11 protein-coding genes are annotated in these 16,387 nt (G+C 70.4%); 2 read left to right on the forward strand and 9 right to left on the reverse strand.

Features of this window, described 5'->3' with window-relative positions; all coding sequences use genetic code 11:
* Window positions 1–199: 199 nt before the first annotated feature.
* Window positions 200–1,702 (forward strand): amino acid permease, encoded by a 1,503-nt coding sequence (locus ACFXOA_RS13510; RefSeq protein WP_385026348.1) that lies wholly within the window; start codon window positions 200–202, stop codon window positions 1,700–1,702.
* Window positions 1,703–1,707: 5 nt separating this feature from the next.
* On the opposite strand, the gene ACFXOA_RS13515 is transcribed toward ACFXOA_RS13510, so the two are convergent.
* Window positions 1,708–2,124: an NTP pyrophosphohydrolase gene (locus ACFXOA_RS13515; RefSeq protein WP_385026351.1), complete on the reverse strand. Its 417-nt coding sequence runs from the start codon at window positions 2,122–2,124 to the stop codon at window positions 1,708–1,710.
* 17 nt (window positions 2,125–2,141) lie between these two features.
* A complete protein-coding gene (locus ACFXOA_RS13520; protein WP_385026354.1) occupies window positions 2,142–3,236 on the reverse strand; it encodes an LCP family protein in 1,095 nt (364 codons plus the stop codon).
* A 431-nt stretch (window positions 3,237–3,667) separates the two neighbouring features.
* On the opposite strand from ACFXOA_RS13520, the gene ACFXOA_RS13525 reads away from it, so the two are divergent.
* Entirely contained in the window at window positions 3,668–4,696 is a 1,029-nt protein-coding gene (locus tag ACFXOA_RS13525) for a hypothetical protein (RefSeq protein WP_385026357.1), read from the forward strand.
* A 75-nt stretch (window positions 4,697–4,771) separates the two neighbouring features.
* Here ACFXOA_RS13525 and ACFXOA_RS13530 read toward each other — a convergent pair whose 3' ends face one another.
* The 7 genes from ACFXOA_RS13530 to ACFXOA_RS13560 all read right to left on the reverse strand — a co-directional run bounded on the left by ACFXOA_RS13530 (window position 4,772) and on the right by ACFXOA_RS13560 (window position 16,112).
* A complete protein-coding gene (locus ACFXOA_RS13530; protein WP_385026360.1) occupies window positions 4,772–6,754 on the reverse strand; it encodes a glycosyltransferase in 1,983 nt (660 codons plus the stop codon).
* The gene (locus ACFXOA_RS13535; RefSeq protein ID WP_385026362.1) at window positions 6,751–8,331 is read right to left on the reverse strand and encodes a stealth family protein; all 1,581 of its coding nucleotides are present in this window, start codon (window positions 8,329–8,331) and stop codon (window positions 6,751–6,753) included. Before ACFXOA_RS13535 ends, ACFXOA_RS13530 begins: the two co-directional genes overlap by 4 nt.
* Before the next feature lie 148 nt (window positions 8,332–8,479).
* Complete coding sequence (locus tag ACFXOA_RS13540; RefSeq protein ID WP_385026365.1) at window positions 8,480–9,502, reverse strand: Gfo/Idh/MocA family protein; 1,023 nt, start codon at window positions 9,500–9,502, stop codon at window positions 8,480–8,482.
* Window positions 9,499–10,626 carry a DegT/DnrJ/EryC1/StrS family aminotransferase gene (locus ACFXOA_RS13545; RefSeq protein WP_385026368.1) on the reverse strand — a complete coding sequence of 376 codons (1,128 nt, stop codon included), beginning with the start codon at window positions 10,624–10,626 and terminating at the stop codon, window positions 9,499–9,501. The genes ACFXOA_RS13540 and ACFXOA_RS13545 overlap by 4 nt, the downstream gene beginning before the upstream one ends.
* On the reverse strand, window positions 10,623–12,449 hold the full coding sequence (locus tag ACFXOA_RS13550; RefSeq protein ID WP_385026371.1) for a stealth family protein: 1,827 nt from the start codon (window positions 12,447–12,449) through the stop codon (window positions 10,623–10,625). Before ACFXOA_RS13550 ends, ACFXOA_RS13545 begins: the two co-directional genes overlap by 4 nt.
* A 310-nt stretch (window positions 12,450–12,759) precedes the next feature.
* Window positions 12,760–14,889 (reverse strand): 3-hydroxyacyl-CoA dehydrogenase NAD-binding domain-containing protein, encoded by a 2,130-nt coding sequence (locus ACFXOA_RS13555; RefSeq protein ID WP_385026374.1) that lies wholly within the window; start codon window positions 14,887–14,889, stop codon window positions 12,760–12,762.
* The gene (locus tag ACFXOA_RS13560; RefSeq protein ID WP_385026377.1) at window positions 14,886–16,112 is read right to left on the reverse strand and encodes a thiolase family protein; all 1,227 of its coding nucleotides are present in this window, start codon (window positions 16,110–16,112) and stop codon (window positions 14,886–14,888) included. The genes ACFXOA_RS13555 and ACFXOA_RS13560 overlap by 4 nt, the downstream gene beginning before the upstream one ends.
* Window positions 16,113–16,387 lie beyond the last annotated feature (275 nt).

Below are 16,387 nucleotides of genomic sequence, written 5' to 3' on the forward strand. Positions count from 1 at the left end.
GCGGAGCTGACGCGAGACCACCAGTTGAGCGGGAGGCTTATCGAGCCGCCCCTCGCCGGGGGGGGGGGCCCCCCCCCCCCCCCGGGGGGCCCCCCCCGGCCCATTCGCGTGAAATCCGGGCGCATCACGCCTTCGCGGGCGTTCCGGGGCCGCCGGTTCCGAATCATGGCGTGCACGACGAGTGCGTGGAGGTACGCCGGTGAGCACGCAGCAGGACACGCCCCCCAGCGGAAAGGGGCTGTTCCGGACCAAGACGGTCGAACAGTCCATCCGCGACACGGAAGAACCGGAGCACGCGCTCAAGAAGTCCCTCTCCGCGCTCGACCTCACGGTCTTCGGCGTGGGTGTCATCATCGGCACCGGGATCTTCGTCCTCACCGGCAAGGTGGCCAAGGAGACCGCAGGCCCCGCCACCGCCCTCGCCTTCGTCGCCGCCGGCATCGTCTGTGCCCTCGCCGCGCTCTGCTACGCGGAGTTCGCCTCCACCGTCCCGGTGGCCGGGTCGGCGTACACCTTCGCCTACGCCTCCCTCGGTGAGCTGGTCGCGTGGATCATCGGCTGGGACCTGGTGCTGGAGTTCGCCCTCGGCACGGCGGTGGTGGCGGTCGGCTGGTCCGGCTACGTCCGCTCGCTCATGGACAACATCGGCTGGACGATGCCCGAGGTGCTCTCCGGTCCCGACGTGGCGAGCGGCTTCGGCTTCGACATCCTGGCGTTCGCCCTGGTGCTGCTGCTGACGGTCATCCTGGTGCTCGGGATGAAGCTCTCCGCGAGGGTGACCACGGTCGTCGTGGCGATCAAGATCGCCGTGGTGCTGATCGTCATCGTCGCGGGGCTGTTCTTCATCGACGCGTCCAACTGGTCGCCGTTCATCCCCGAGGCCCGGAAGCAGGAGGGCGGATCAGGTCTGGACGCCCCCATGGTCCAGCTGATCTTCGGCTACGAACCGACGAACTTCGGCGTCATGGGCATCTTCACCGCCGCCTCCATCGTCTTCTTCGCCTTCATCGGCTTCGACGTCGTGGCGACCGCGGCGGAGGAGACCAAGCTCCCGCAGCGGGACATGCCGCGCGGTATCCTCGCCTCGCTGGTGATCTGCACGCTGCTCTACGTCGCCGTGTCGATCGTCGTCACCGGGATGCAGAACTACTCCGAACTCTCCGTCAGCGCCCCGCTGGCCGACGCCTTCAAGGCCGTGGGGCACCCCTTCTACGCGGGTGTGATCAGCTTCGGCGCCGCGGTCGGACTCACCACCGTCTGCATGATCCTGCTGCTCGGCCAGACCCGCGTGTTCTTCGCGATGAGCCGCGACGGCCTGCTCCCGCGGTTCTTCTCCAGGACGCACCCCCGGTTCGGCACCCCGTACCGCCCGACGATCCTCCTCGGCGTGATCATCGCGATCGTGGCCGGTTTCACCAGCATCAACGAACTGGCGACCCTGGTGAACATCGGCACGCTCTTCGCGTTCGTGGTCGTGGCGCTCGGCGTCATCGTCCTGCGCCGTACCCGCCCCGAGCTGCACCGCGCCTTCCGCACCCCGTGGGTGCCGGTGCTGCCGATCCTCTCGGTGGCCGCCTCGGTCTGGCTGATGCTCAACCTTCCCGCGGAGACCTGGCTGAGGTTCGGGATCTGGATGGTGATCGGGGTGCTCGTCTACTTCCTCTACGGCCGCAGGAACAGCCGTATGGCGAAGGCTCGTTGACCCGGTCAGCCACTCGGCGGCGGCAGCGGGCGCACCGTGCGCGGGCCCACGCAGAGGGCCCCGTACGCCTCGGCCCGCCGCCGCAGTTCCCGGTCGGCGGTGACGACCACGCAGGGCCGCCGTGCCCGGTGTGCCACGGCGGCCAGTTCGGTGATCAGGTCGTCCCCGCTGCCCGGCGCGGGCTCGGCGCGGACCTCCGGGACGGACGCGACCTCGCGGGCCGCTCCCTCCACGACCAGGACCAGTTCGACCGGGCCCGGGTGGCCGGGCAGCCCGGTGGCGGCGTACGGGACCAGGGAGTCCCGTAGCCGCTCGGTCGCCCCGCGCCGGTCGCGCCACCACTTGTCGGGTACCGATCCGACGACGTTGGCCGCGTCGACGATCACCAGGGTCCGGCCGTCCGCCGCCATCCGCTCGTCCATCCTCGAAGGATGCCGGATCAGCCGCCGGTGGCCGGGGACTTCTTGGCGGACTCCGGGATCGTGCCGTCGGTACGGATCGCCTTCCAGAGGGTGCCGGCCTGCGGCTCGGCGGCGACCACGCGGTTCGGATCCTGCTTGTCGTAGGCGACCGGCAGCATGATCGTCTCCATGGACGAGGGGTCGACCCCGTTCATGGAGCGCGCGAACTCGGCCAGCGACGTCAGCGAGGCGAGCCCCTCGTCGGTGGTGAGCGACTTGGTCGCGGAGTTGGCGATCTTGTACGTGTCGGTCGGACTGCCCAGCAGGTCCTGCGACTTGATCTCCGTCAGCAGGGCCATCAGGAACTGCTGCTGGAGCCCGATGCGGCCGAGGTCGCTGCCGTCCCCGATGCCGTGCCGGGTGCGTACGTAGGCCAGCGACTGTGTGCCGTCCAGCTTGTGCGTGCCGGCGGTCAGGTCGAGGCCGGAGGACTTGTCGTGGATCGGTTCCTCCACCTTCACCGTGACCCCGCCGATGGCGTCCACCAGGTCCTTGAAGCCGGCGAAGTTGATCTCCAGGTAGTGGTCGATCCTGACCCCGGACATCTTCTCCACGGTCTTGACCACACAGGCCGGACCGACCTGTGAGTAGACGGAGTTGAACATGACCCGCTCGGCGGACGCCGTCTTCGACCCGTCGGCCTTGACGCACTCGGGCCGGGTCACCAGGGTGTCACGCGGAATGGAGACGGCGGTCGCCTCGGTGCGGCCCTCGGGTATGTGCACCACCAGCGCCGTGTCCGAGCGCGCGCCGCTGACCGCGCCGCCCCCGCCCAGTTCCTTGTTCTCCGCGCCCGCACGCGAGTCCGAGCCGAGGACGAGCAGGTTCTGGCCGCTGGTGGGCAGCTTCTCGGGGCGGTCCTCTCCGAGGGCCTTGTCGATGTCGACACCCTTGATGTTGCCGTCGAGGTCCTGGTACATCCAGTACGCCGTGCCGCCGCCCGCGAGCAGGAGCACCAGCAGCACCCCGAGCGTGATCTTGAGGCCGCGGCGGCGCTTGCGGGGCTTGGGCGCGCGCCGGGAGCGGGGCTCGTCGGGCGTCCGTGATCCGGTACCGGTGGTCTGGTCAGTCATGGGCTCGTCTGGTTCTTCCGTCGGGACGCGCTCGGCGCGTGCGAGAGGGGAGGAGAAGGAGGGCGGACAGCTCGGTGGGTGTGTGCCGGGATCGTCCCTGTGTCACGTTTCGGCCGGGCGGCGTGCACGCCTCGAAGTCGCATTCTGTGATAGGAAGCACCCTGAAATCGACCTCTGTCGAGTATTATTGTGACACCAGTTGACGCTTTGAAAGCGAAAACGGTCATTCGAAGAAAAACCACGGGACTCCGCCCATCGCCGTTCGGCACCGGAGGAAGTACTCGGTGAAGAACGGGCGGGGAGCAATGGGGTTGCGCTCAGGACGCAGGCGTGCCGGTCACTCCGACGGGAGGACCCCTCCCGCGGCCGACGGGCTGTCCGCCCCGGCACACCACCCGGCGGCAGTCGCGCCGCGCAGAGCCGGATGGCTGGTGCCGGATGCCGGCGGCCGCCTCACCGCCTACGCGGTCGGCAGCGACGGCGGGCTCGTGCGCTGGACGGAGTCCGCGCACTCCTACGACTGGTCCGGTCCTGAACTCGTCCTGCCCGGAACGGACCTGCTGCCGTATCTCTGTGTCGCTCCCGGTCCGCAGGGCTATGTCGACCTGTTCGCCGTGCGCCGCGGAGGCGCCCGGACGCCCGTCGAGATCGTCTTCGCCTCCCAGTACCAGACCGGCCGTCCGGTGACAGGCTGGCACTCGATCGGAAACCCGCACACGGATCCGGCCCAGGCGGCGGCCATCGGTGCCCCGGTGGCCGTGGCCGACGGCGACGGCGCGGTCCACGTCTTCGTCCGCAGCGCCACCGGTGGGGTGTTCACCCGTCGCCGCAGCGGCGAGGGGACCTGGGGCAAGTGGACGGCGATGCCGTGCAAGCGCGTGCGGGAGGGCATCTCCGCGGTCGTCACCCGGTCCGGCCGGGTCGAGCTCTTCATGCCGGCGGACAAGGGCGTGTACGTGTGGCGCCAGGAGAAGCCCGGCGGTTCCCTGGACCGTTCGCCCAACCTCGTCTTCATCGCGCGCCCCGAGACGGCCTCCGGCACCGAGTCCTACGACGACAGGGTGACCCACTTCTGGCGTGACGACGCCAGCGGAGAGGTCGTCGCCTACCGGGTGCCGGAGCCCGGCGGTGCGGACGTCGCCCCGGCTCCGCTGCAGGGGCGTTCGGGGCGCGGCCCCCTCGCCCTCTCCCGCTGCGCCGTGGACGGATACGACTGCACCGTGCTCGCCCAGACCGAGGAGACGGGCACCCTCGCGGTGACCGCCTACCCGACCGAGACCGAATCCGCGGGCGCGTGGTGGGCCGACACCCGCGAGCGCTGCGAGGGCGTGCCCGCACTCGCCCGCGACCGTGCCGGCCGGCTCGTCGTCGCCGTGATCGGCGGGGAGGGCCGGCTGAGTGTGAGCAGGCAGCGGGCCGACCGGCAGGGCCTGGCGCTCGAGGCCTGGCTCCGGCTCTGAGCGGACCGCCCGCGAGGCGCGGCGCGGAGGACGGGCGGGGCCCGTCTCCGGAGGGGGCTTCGGGTACACGGGCCGCTACCCGTCCCTCTCGGACACCCGGACGGAGAGCTCGGTGTTGGCGGTGTAGTAGGGCTTGACCAGGACGTCCGGACCGTCGCCGGCCTGCACCACCGCGTTCGGATAGGTGAAGACGCCCTTCACGTCCACCACGTCGGTGAGGAAACGCCCCAGCCGCGCGACCACGGGGTCGTACCGCCTGCCCACCCACAGGTCCCACAGCTCGTGCCGGTCGACCAGTTGTTCGGCGAGATCGGCGGCGGGCAGCGCGAAGGAGAAGTCCCCGGCGCCCGACGAGCCACCGGAGAGCCAGAAGCTGTGATCCCCGCTCCCGCGCCGGCGCATCAGCAGCAACGGCTCGGCGTCGCCGAAGTCGCAGCCGTACAGGAAGCCCCGGATGTGGAGCACGCCCTCGGTGACCCAGACCTCGGTCGCCTCGGCGTGGCGCTCGCGCGTCCAGGTACGCAGGGCCAGGTGACCGCTCTCGGTGGCGTAGGGGAGGTGGACGACCGTGGACCCGGGGCCGGTGGCCACCGGGCCGAAGCCACGCAGGTCGAGTGCGCCCGGACGCACCTTCGCGGGCTTGCCCTCGCCCGTGTCCAAATGGACGTCCCAGCGGCCTTCCGGCAGCACCGCGGGGTCAGGGGGGACCACCGCGGTGTAGAGGTGCGGTCCCAGGTGCGGGGCAGCGGCCAGGGGCAGCCTGACGGGCCGTTCGCCGCGTGCCGCCTTGCGCCTGCGCAGCACCAGCGCGAGCCCCTCGTGGCCCTCGCGGACGCCCGCCAGATGCAGGCCGACGAGGCCGTCGGGCTCCACCGAGCACCCCACGGTGATCTCCGCGGCGGGGCGGGACTCGCGGCGGGCGCGCCGGGACATCCTGATGACCTTCTCGAAACGCCCGGCCGCCGCCTCAGGCCCGTATCGGAAGGAGTCCTCGAGGGCCTGGCGGCCCATCTTCGCCCGGCCCGCCTCGTCCTCGACAAGACGCAGCAGCGCGTCGGCGAACGAGTCGACGTCGTCGACGGGGGTGAGAAGGCCGTTGATCTCGTGGCGGACCATCTCCGACGGGCCGCCGGGGCAGTCGGTGGAGACGACGGGCAGACCGCAGCGCATCGCCTCGGCCAGGGCGATCCCGAAGGATTCGCGGTCCGAGGTGCCGGCCGCGATCGCGGAGGCCGCCCACTGCGCCTCCAGCCTGGGCTCCTCCATCATCAGGAACACGTGGTTGTACAGGTCGAGGTCCGCGACCAGGGCGCGCAGCGCCCCGTACTCGGGGCCGGTGCCGAAGATCCGCAGCCGCCAGTCGGGGTGCCGTTCCGACACCTTGGCGAAGGCCTGGACCAGCAGGTCGAAGCGCTTCTCGGGAATCAGCCGTCCGGCAGCCATCACGGTCCGGGACCGGCCGTCAGCCGGACGCACCCGCACATCGGGTACGCAGTCGGGGTGCGCGTACACCGCGACACCACCCGGCAGACCCGCCTCGGTGACCGCCGAGGCCTCGGCGGCGCTCGGTACGATCACCGCGTCCAGCCGGCCGAGCCCGGCCCAGGCACGGCTCTGCTCCTGAGGCGACAGCACCGTGCTCAGCAGGTGCAGCTGACCCAGCCGCAGCGCCCTCGGGCGCCCCCAGCGCGAGACGTAGGCGGCCAGCTCCAGGCTGGTGCCCACGACCACCTGGGCCTGGGTCCCCCCGAGGTACTCCTCGACCTTGTCGTCCGTCAGCCGGCTGTAGCGCCAGGACATCTCCTGCGTGCGCGGGATGACGCCCGACGGGCTGAGCCTGCGGATGTCCTGCTTGTCCGGGCGCCGGCCCTCCCGCAGGTCCAGCAGCGCGAGGGTGCGCACACCGTGGGCGGGGGCGATCGCCGGCCGGTCCAGCCAGCGGAACACCGAGACGACCCGTACCTCGTGGGTGTCGGCCAGCGCCGCCGCGAGGTTGAGGACGGCGCGGGTCGCCCCGTCCGCGGCGTAGGCGTTCTGGACCAGGAAGTCGATCTTCACCGCTGTGCCGGCTTCTCGTAAGGGCTGGGCAGGGGGAAGTACGCCTCGAAGAACGGATGGATCAGCGCCTCCTGATCGGCCACGTCGTCCTCGGTGGTGAAGGAGTCGTTCACGCAGAACACGGCGGCGTCCCTCCGGCTGAGCAGCCGGTCGAGCTTCTTCGACAGCTGCACCATCGAAAGGTGCAGGTAGGCGTACGGAATCGTGTCCGGCACCCCGCGCTCCGTGAAGTACGAGTAGTACGGGTACATGCAGGTGCCGACGTCGATGTCGGTCCTGCTGCGGAACCGGGCGGCGGCCGTGGCCCGGAACACGTCCGCGAACTCCCGCTCCATCTCCTCCAGCACGCTGCGCCGCAGCGGCACCGGGGTGTGCTTCATCGCGTCGATGATCGTGCGGCCGAACCGCTTCTCCAGGAGGGCGCGGACGTTCTTCCGGGCCACCTCGTGCGGAAGGTCGTCGGGATGCACCGGGCCCATCGGGATGCGCACGGTGTCCGGGTAGTACTTCGACGCCCCGTTCGGCAGGAAGAACTCGTGCGGTGTGACCGGCCTGCCCACGAACACGTCGTCGTTGAAGTGGATGAAGTGCTCGGAAAGCCCGGGAACGCGGTGCAGCTGCGCGCTGATGGCGTGCGAGTTGAAGACCGGAAGACGGTCGGTCTCCCGGAAGATCTCCCGGTGCGACACGACGGTGATGCCCTCGGCGGACTCGTCGAGCCAGTGCGGCACCTGGTCGTCGGTGACCAGGAAGACGTGGCGGACCCACGGCGCGTACATGTGGAGGGACCGCATCGAGTAGAGGAGTTCGTCGCGGTTGATGTAGCGGCCCGCGCTCGCGGACTCCTCGTGGAAGACGTCGCCCGAGGCCTCGGCCCTGCGCCGCTGCCAGGCGGGGTCGTCGCTGTCCACCCAGGTGTAGACGACGTCGATGGGGAACGTGACCTCGTCGGGCCCCGTGCAGACGAACTCCCTCCGGGTCGGCAGTCCGGACTGCTCCGGCTTGCGCCCCCAGCGGCGCTGCCTGGGTGCCGGTTCCGTCCGCAGAGGAGGTGCCAGCCTGGAGAAGCGATCCGGGGAGACGAGCGTCATCTCGCCCTGCACGGGAAGGAAGGTCGCTCCCCGGTTGATCCGGGGAGGAAGCAGACGTCCCTCCTCCTCACGCCAGAACTCGATGTCGCAGCCGTACTCGGTGCCGTACACCAGCTCGCCGGACGGGTCGGCCTGGAACCAGATGGCGCGCAGCACGTCCACCGTCTCCAGCCCCTGCCAGGAAGCCTCGCGCGATCCCAGGTGCAGCAGCTCGCTGGTGCGCTGGACGGGGACCTTGCGCTGGATGTATCCGGGGCTCCGGCCGAACAGCGACCGCAGTGTCTGCGCGACCCTGCCGCGGTGGATGTCACGGACGCCGACCGCCGACGACGTGTCCTCGGTCCCGGGCACCACGAAGTGCTCGACCCCTGCCTGGGTCAGCGCCGTCGACACCAGCGACAGGTGCAGGGCGCGCACCGCGAGCGGGGTGAGACCGGGCTGGACGTGAGCCAGCCGGCGGTGCATGCCGACAGAGATCTCGTGCATGCCCACGGACATGGCCCGACTGGGCCGTTCGGCCGTCGCGTTGATCGGATGGATCACCGAATTACTCCAGAACATCAGAGCGCCGTCGAGACGCCGTAAGAACTCCGCCCACCCGGGCGGCCCGGTCCGGGCCGCCCGGGTACCGCGATCAGACGGAAGCCACCGGCCGGCCCGGCCCCACGGGAACGGCGGTCCTGTGCGCGGCCGCTTCCAGAACCGCCTCGGCCACGGCCACGGTGCCGGTCGCCTGCTCCAGCGTGACGATGTCGGCCTCCTTGCCGAGCACCGCGTCACGGAAGGTCTCGTGCTCGACCAGCAGGGGCTCGCGCTTGACGATCGCGTAGCGCGTCACGTCGCCCTCCGAGACGCCGCGGAACTGGCGCAGCCCCTCCCACTCGGTGGGCTGCGACCCGTTGGCGTAGAACCACAGGTCCGCCGTCAGGGTGTCGGCCACGAAGCACCCGTGCTCGCCGGTCACGATGGTGACCCGCTCCTTCAGGGGCGACAGCCAGTTGACCAGATGACTGGTGACGGCTCCGGACGACAGGTGCCCCACGAAGGCCACGAGATCCTCGTGGACCCGCCCACTGCGCGCGACGGTCGCCGAGGAGACCGACTCGTAGGGGCTGCCGGTGAGCCAGGCGGTCAGATCGATGTCGTGGGTCGCCAGGTCGTAGACCACCCCGACGTCGGCGATCCGTGCCGGGAAGGGGCCCTGCCGGCGCGTCACGATCTGGAACACCTCGCCCAGCTCACCCAGGTCGAGACGGGCGCGAAGCTCGCGCAGAGCCGGGTTGTACCGCTCGATGTGCCCGACACCGGCCACCAGACCGGCTTCGGCGAACGCCTTGGTGATGATCTCGGCGGACCGCACCGACGGTGCGATCGGCTTCTCGATCAGTGCGTGTACGCCTGCGGCCGCCAGCTCCAGGGCCACCTCTTCGTGCAGGGCCGTGGGGCAGGCGACGACGGCGTAGTCGATGCCTTGGTCCACCAGTTGGGCCACGCTGCGGAGGACCGGCACGGAGCCGGGTGCGGCGTCCTGGGCGGCGACCGGGTCCGCGACCCCGGCCAGCTGCACACCGTCGAGCCCGTGCAGGACCCGGGCGTGGTTGCGGCCCATCGAACCGAGGCCGATCAGCCCCGCCCTCAGAGTCTTCTCCCCGTTCACGCGCTCTCCCCCATGACCTCGTTGACGGTGGTGATCAGGCGTTCCAGTTCCTCGGAGCTCAGCAGCGGGTGCACGGGTACCGACAGCGCCTGGGCGGCCGCCAGTTCCGTCTCGGGCAGGTCCCCGGAGGCGTGGCCGAGCACCTTCTCGCCGCTGCTGAAGGGCTTGAGGCGGTGCACGGGCGTCGGGTAGTAGACGGCGTTGCCGATGCCCCGGTCCTGCAGTTCCCGCGAGACCGTGTCCCGGTCCTTCCCGGACTCCCGGTCCACCCGGATCGTGTACTGGTGGTAGACGTGCCGCGCGCCTTCGGCCACCGGCGGGGTGACGACACCGCGCAGACCCGCGTCGAGGGCGGAGGCGTTCGCACGGCGGCGGTCGGTCCACGTCTCCAGACTGCGGAGCTGCACCCGGCCGATCGCCGCCGACACGTCCGTCATACGGACGTTGAACCCCACGATCTCGTTGGCGTACCGCTGCTCCATGCCCTGGTTGCGCAGCAGCCGGAGCGTCCGGGCCAGGGTCGCGTCGCCGGTCGTGATCATGCCGCCCTCGAGGCTGTGCATGTTCTTCGTCGGGTAGAAGCTGAAGCAGGCTGCGGCGCCGAAGGCACCCACCGGTGTGCCGTCGAGCGCGGCGGAGTGGGCCTGCGCGGCGTCCTCGACGACGGCCAGCCCGTGCCGTTCGGCCACGGCGGTCAGCTCCGTCATGGCCGCCGGGTGGCCGTAGAGATGCACGGGCATGATCGCCGCCGTACGCGGGGTGATCGCGGCCTCCGCCGCCCGCGGGGAGAGGCAGAAGCTGTCCCGCTCGATGTCGGCGAACACCGGGGTGGCGCCGACGAGGCGGACCGCGTTGGCGGTCGCGGCGAAGGTGAAGGACGGGACGATCACCTCGTCGCCGGGGCCGATGCCGAGCGCCATCAGGGAGAGGTGCAGGGCGCTGGTGCCCGAGTTGACCGCCACACAGTGGCGCCCGTCGACGAACTTCGAGAACTCCTCCTCGAACCCGGCGACCTCCCGCCCCTGCACGACCATGCCGCTGCGCAGGACGCGCACCGCGGCTTCGATCTCGTCCTCTCCGATCACCGGGGCGGCGGCGCGTATCACCTGGGGGTCACTGGTCATTGGTTCCACTTCACAGAGTTCGGTATTTCGTGGACGGGCTCCGGCCGGGGGAGGTCCACCAGGTCGCGGGGGATCTCGATGTCCGGCCCTGGACGCTCGTACGGGCTGGGCACGGGGAAGTAGGTCTCCAGGAACGTCCTGAGCATCGCCGTGCGGGCCTCCGCCGTGTCCGGGTCGTCCACGGTGTCGTTGATGCAGAACGTGTGGTAGTCACGTTGCGCCAGGAGCCGGTTGAGATGCCTGCCGGTGTTCGGGGCGGCCAGGTCCAGGTAGGTGTAGCGGATCCGGCCGGGCACCGAACGGCTCGTCTGCTGGCCGTAGTAGTGGTGCAGCGACGAGGTGATCGACAGGTCGGTCGGGCTGCGGAAGTGCGAGTGCTGCGTCTGCCGGTGCTCGGCCGGGTAGCGGTCCTCGATCTCCTGGAGGATGTCGCGGCGCAGGGAGTGCGGCACGTGCTTCATCTTCTGGGTCAGCACGCGGTCGAACGTCCCCGCGATCACGACCCGGTTGTTCTTCGCCGCGATCTCCGAGGGGGGATCCTCGGCGGCGGGCGGGGTCATCGGCACGAGTGCGTTCGAAGGGAAGTACTTCGAGAGCCCGTTGGCGTGGAAGAACTCCTGGGGGGTCACGCTGCGGCCCAGGAAGACGTCGTCGTTGAAGTAGAGGAAGTGTTCGGAGAGCCCTGGTATGTGGTGCAGCTGGCTCTCGATGGCATGTGAGTTGAAGGTCGGCAGCGCCGAGGCGTCCGAGAAGATCTCGTGGTGCGGGACGACCTTCAGCCGTGGATGGGCGGTGTGGAGCCACGCGGGTACCTGCCCGTCCGTGACCAGGTAGATGGTGCGCAGCCAGGGTGCGAACTGGTGCAGGGACCGCAGCGAGTAGCGCAGTTCGTCGCGGCTGGTGAAGCGGGCGGCACTCACCGCCTGCTCGTGGTAGTCGGTGCGGCCGAGCGCGGTGGCCCGCCGGCGGATCCACTCGGGATCCGCCCCGTCGACCCAGGTGTAGACCGCGTCCACCGGGAACGTGACCTCGTCCGGCAGGGACAGGGTGAACTCGGACCGTGTGGCGACGTGGGGCGGTGCCCCGACCATTCCGCTGACCTGGCCGGTGAAGTGGCTGACCGGCACCCGTACCGGGTTCTCGGAGGCGACTACGGCGGTCGCGGTGAGGTTGGGTACGGGGGCGAGGAGGAGCCCGTTCTCCTCGCTCCAGTACTCGATGACGCAGGCGTGGTTGGGGCCCAGAGTCCATCGGCCCTCAGGGTCGGTGAGCAGCCACCAGACCCGCAGAATCGATTCGTCGGAAGCCTGGGACCAGGAGGTGCGCTGATCCGCGTGGAGCGGCTTCCCGCCCGCCGCACCACCGGCGAGGAGTGCGCCCTCCATGAGAGGGCTCACCCGCAGGGCCCGCTCCGCGCGCCGGCGCTCTCCGGCCGGGACCGCGACGGCGGTCATGGTGACGGAGTTGCCCCGCACGCAGAAGTACGGAATGCCGTGGCGCTCCAGCACGTCGGTCACGCGCAGCAGGTTCGTCGCCCGGGCGATGGAGGGTGTCAGCCCCTCGGTCACCTCCGCGGCACGCACACCGCGCGCGTACCAGACGAGCTTCGCGCCCGGTCTGCGGGCGTCCTGGCGCAGTCGCTTGTTCGTGCGCACGCTCACCTGCTTGCGCAGGGCGCGCCAGAAGGTGCCGAGCCCCGACAGCCCGTTCTGCAGGATCAGCCGGTTGCGCGCGGGGACGAGCCTTACGAGGAGGTGCCGCAGTGTGTGCGGCAGCACGCGCCGGTAAAGGCGCAGCAAAGTGGAGGCCTCCGGGTTGCCCATCGCTCATTCACTCCGTGTTCCCCCGCTCTGCCTCACGGCGAGCAACCATCAGCCTTCTCGGCGACCGTGCGTCGGACTCGGCGGGACGGAGCGCGGAGGTGGGGTCCGCCCGGGAAGTGCAGCCAAGTGAAGCAAACGTGTCGCAGAGGTGAAGAATAACAAGATTCTAAGGTTGAGTCTGCAAGTAATTGGTTCCGATTCGGCTACGCAAACGACTATTCCGGGCATGCCGAAGCGGGCCGCACGGTGATCCGTGCGGCCCGCGACCCGCTTGTCACGGGGATTCGGTGAAGAAGTGCGAGGTGTCGCCTCAGGCGGGAACGCTCGCCACGCCCGGCTCCAGGAACCGCTTCCCGTTGACCCGCTCGGAGACGCCCTCGCGGTCCAGGTACGGCGTGATACCGCCCAGGTGGAAGGGCCAGCCCGCGCCGGTGATGAGGCAGAGGTCGACGTCCTGGGCCTCGGCGACGACGCCCTCGTCCAGCATCAGGCCGATCTCCTGCGCCACCGCGTCCAGGACGCGCTCGCGGACCTGGTCCTCCGTGAGGACGGTGTCGCCCTGCTGGAGGAGGGCCGCGACCTCCGGGTCCAGTTCCGGCTTGCCGGAGTCGTACACGTAGAAGCCCCGCTTGCCGGCCTTGACGACCGCGGCCAGGTTCTCCGACACCGTGAAGCGGTCCGGGAACGCGCGGTTCAGGGTCTCGGAGACGTGCAGGCCGATGGCCGGGCCGACCAGCTCCAGCAGCACCAGCGGGGACATCGGCAGGCCGAGGGGCTCGATGGCCTTCTCCGCCGTGGCGACCGGGGTGCCCTCGTCGATGATGTTCTGGATCTCGCCCATGAAGCGGGTGAGGATGCGGTTGACGACGAACGCCGGGGCGTCCTTCACCAGCACCGCGGTCTTCTTCAGCTTGCGGGCGACACCGAAGGCCGTCGCCAGCGAGGCGTCGTCGGTCTGCTCGCCGCGGACGATCTCCAGCAGCGGGAGAACGGCGACCGGGTTGAAGAAGTGGAAGCCGACGACCCGCTCGGGGTGCTTCAGCTTCGAGGCCATCTCGGTCACCGAGAGGGAGGAGGTGTTCGTGGCGAGGATCGCGTGCGCCGGAGCGACCGCCTCGACCTCCGCGAACACCTTCTGCTTGACGCCGATCTCCTCGAAGACCGCCTCGATGACGAAGTCGGCGTCGGAGAAGCCCTCCGCCTTGTCCAGCACACCGGAGACCAGGGCCTTCAGGCGGTTGGCCTTGTCCTGGTTGATCCGGCCCTTGCCGAGCAGCTTCTCGATCTCGGCGTGGACGTAGCCCACGCCCTTGTCGACCCGGGCCTGGTCGATGTCCGTGAGGACGACCGGGACCTCCAGGCGGCGCAGGAAGAGCAGCGCGAGCTGGCTGGCCATCAGACCCGCGCCCACGACGCCCACCTTGGTGACCGGGCGGGCGAGGGCCTTGTCCGGAGCGCCGGCCGGGCGCTTGGCGCGCTTCTGGACCAGGTTGAAGGAGTAGATCCCCGAGCGCAGCTCGCCGCCCATGATCAGGTCCGCGAGGGCCTGGTCCTCGGCGTCGAAGCCGGCGCCGAGGTCGCCGGACTTCGCGGCGGCGATGATGTCCAGCGCGCGGTACGCGGCCGGAGCGGCGCCGTGCACCTTGGAGTCGGCGATGGTCCGGCCGCGTGCGACGGCCTGGTCCCAGGCCTCACCGCGGTCGACGTCGGGGCGCTCGACCGCGATCTCGCCCTTGAGGACGGACGCGGTCCAGATCAGCGACTGCTCCAGGAAGTCCGCGCCCTCGAAGATCGCGTCGGCGATCCCGAGCTCGTAGACCTGTGCGCCCTTGAGCTGGCGGTTCTGGTTGAGCGAGTTCTCGATGATCACCGAGACGGCGCGGTCGGCGCCGATCAGGTTGGGGAGCAGCACGCAGCCGCCCCACCCGGGGACCAGCCCGAGGAAGACCTCGGGCAGCGAGAACGCCGGCAGCGCCTTGGAGACGGTGCGGTACGAGCAGTGCAGCCCGATCTCGACGCCACCGCCCATCGCCGCGCCGTTGTAGTACGCGAACGTGGGGACCGCGAGGCCCGACAGACGGCGGAAGACGTCGTGGCCGCCCTTGCCGATGGCCAGCGCGTCCTGGTGCGCCTTGAGGAGCTCGACGCCCTTGAGGTCGGCGCCGACGGCGAAGATGAACGGCTTGCCGGTCACCCCGACGCCGACGATCGTGCCCTCGGCCGCCTCCTTCTCGACCTGGTCGACGGCGGCGTCCAGGTTCGCCAGCGACTGCGGGCCGATGGTGGTCGGCTTGGTGTGGTCGAAGCCGTTGTCCAGCGTGATGAGCGCGAAGCGCCCCGCGCCGCCGGGCAGGTCGAGGTGGCGTACGTGCGCCTGCGTGACGACCTCACCGGGGAACAGCTCGGCCGCGCCCTTCAGAAGCTCGGTGGTGGAGCTCACTTGTTGCCTCCGGCGTTCTCGAAGTGCGGGTTCTCCCAGACGACCGTCGCGCCCATGCCGAAGCCGACGCACATGGTCGTCAGGCCGTAGCGGACCTCCGGCTGCTCCTCGAACTGGCGGGCCAGCTGGGTCATCAGGCGGACGCCGGAGGAGGCGAGGGGGTGGCCGTAGGCGATCGCGCCGCCGTACTGGTTGACGCGCTGGTCGTCGTCGGCGATGCCGTAGTGCTCAAGGAAGGCCAGCACCTGCACGGCGAAGGCCTCGTTGATCTCGAAGAGGCCGATGTCGTCGATGGAGAGACCGGCCTTGGCCAGGGCCTTCTCCGTCGCCGGGATCGGGCCGTAGCCCATGACCTCGGGCTCGACACCCGCGAAGGCGTAGGAGACCAGGCGCATCTTCACCGGGAGGCCCAGCTCGCGGGCGGTCTCCTCGGAGGCCAGGATCGAGGCGGTGGCGCCGTCGTTGAGACCCGCGGCGTTACCGGCCGTCACGCGGCCGTGGGCGCGGAACGGGGTCTTCAGCCCGGCCAGCGACTCCAGCGTGGTGCCCGGGCGCATCGGCTCGTCGGCGGTGACCAGGCCCCAGCCGGTCTCTCCGGCCTCGGCGTTGGTGCGGCGCACGGAGACCGGCACCAGGTCCTGCTGGATCTTGCCGTCGGCGTAGGCCTTGGCGGCCTTCTCCTGGGAGCGGACCGCGTACTCGTCGGCGCGCTGCTTGGTGATCGAGGGGTACCTGTCGTGCAGGTTCTCCGCGGTCATGCCCATGAAGAGGGCGGACTCGTCGACCAGCTTCTCCGACACGAGGCGCGGGTTCGGGTCCACGCTCTCGCCCATCGGGTGGCGGCCCATGTGCTCCACGCCGCCCGCGATGACGACGTCGTACGCGCCGAAGGCGATCGACCCGGCCGTCGAGGTGACGGCGGTCAGGGCGCCCGCGCACATGCGGTCGATGGAGTAACCGGGCACCGACTGCGGCAGACCGGCGAGGATCCCCGCGGTCCGCCCGAGGGTGAGGCCCTGGTCGCCGATCTGGGTGGTCGCGGCGATGGCGACCTCGTCGATCTTCGCGGGGTCCAGGTCCGGGTTGCGGCGCAGCAGCTCCCGGATGGCCTTCACGACGAGATCGTCGGCGCGGGTCTCGTGGTAGATGCCCTTCGGGCCCGCTTTGCCGAACGGGGTGCGGACGCCGTCGACGAAGACGACGTCCCGGATGGTACGAGGCACGGTGGCTCTCCTCCAGGGTGCGGGATGGCACTGCTGCGGGCGCACGCATCGGCGCGCCACGCCCCTCATGCTACTTGCGGGTAACCAGACTGCCCACCCCCCGTCCCCGGAGCGGCGAACGTCACACGCGGAGGGCTTTCGCCGACCGCGGGGGCAGGCCGGTCGACTGGCGTGAAATCGATCCTCCTGGACGAGGGGGTCCCATGAGTGATCCCGACACGCGTGTGGCCCCCCGCCGAATCCGGCAGGGGGCCACACGTACGGGTGCAGGGACG

This window comes from Streptomyces sp. NPDC059166 (genome assembly GCF_042755185.1).
GTDB lineage: Bacteria > Actinomycetota > Actinomycetes > Streptomycetales > Streptomycetaceae > Streptomyces.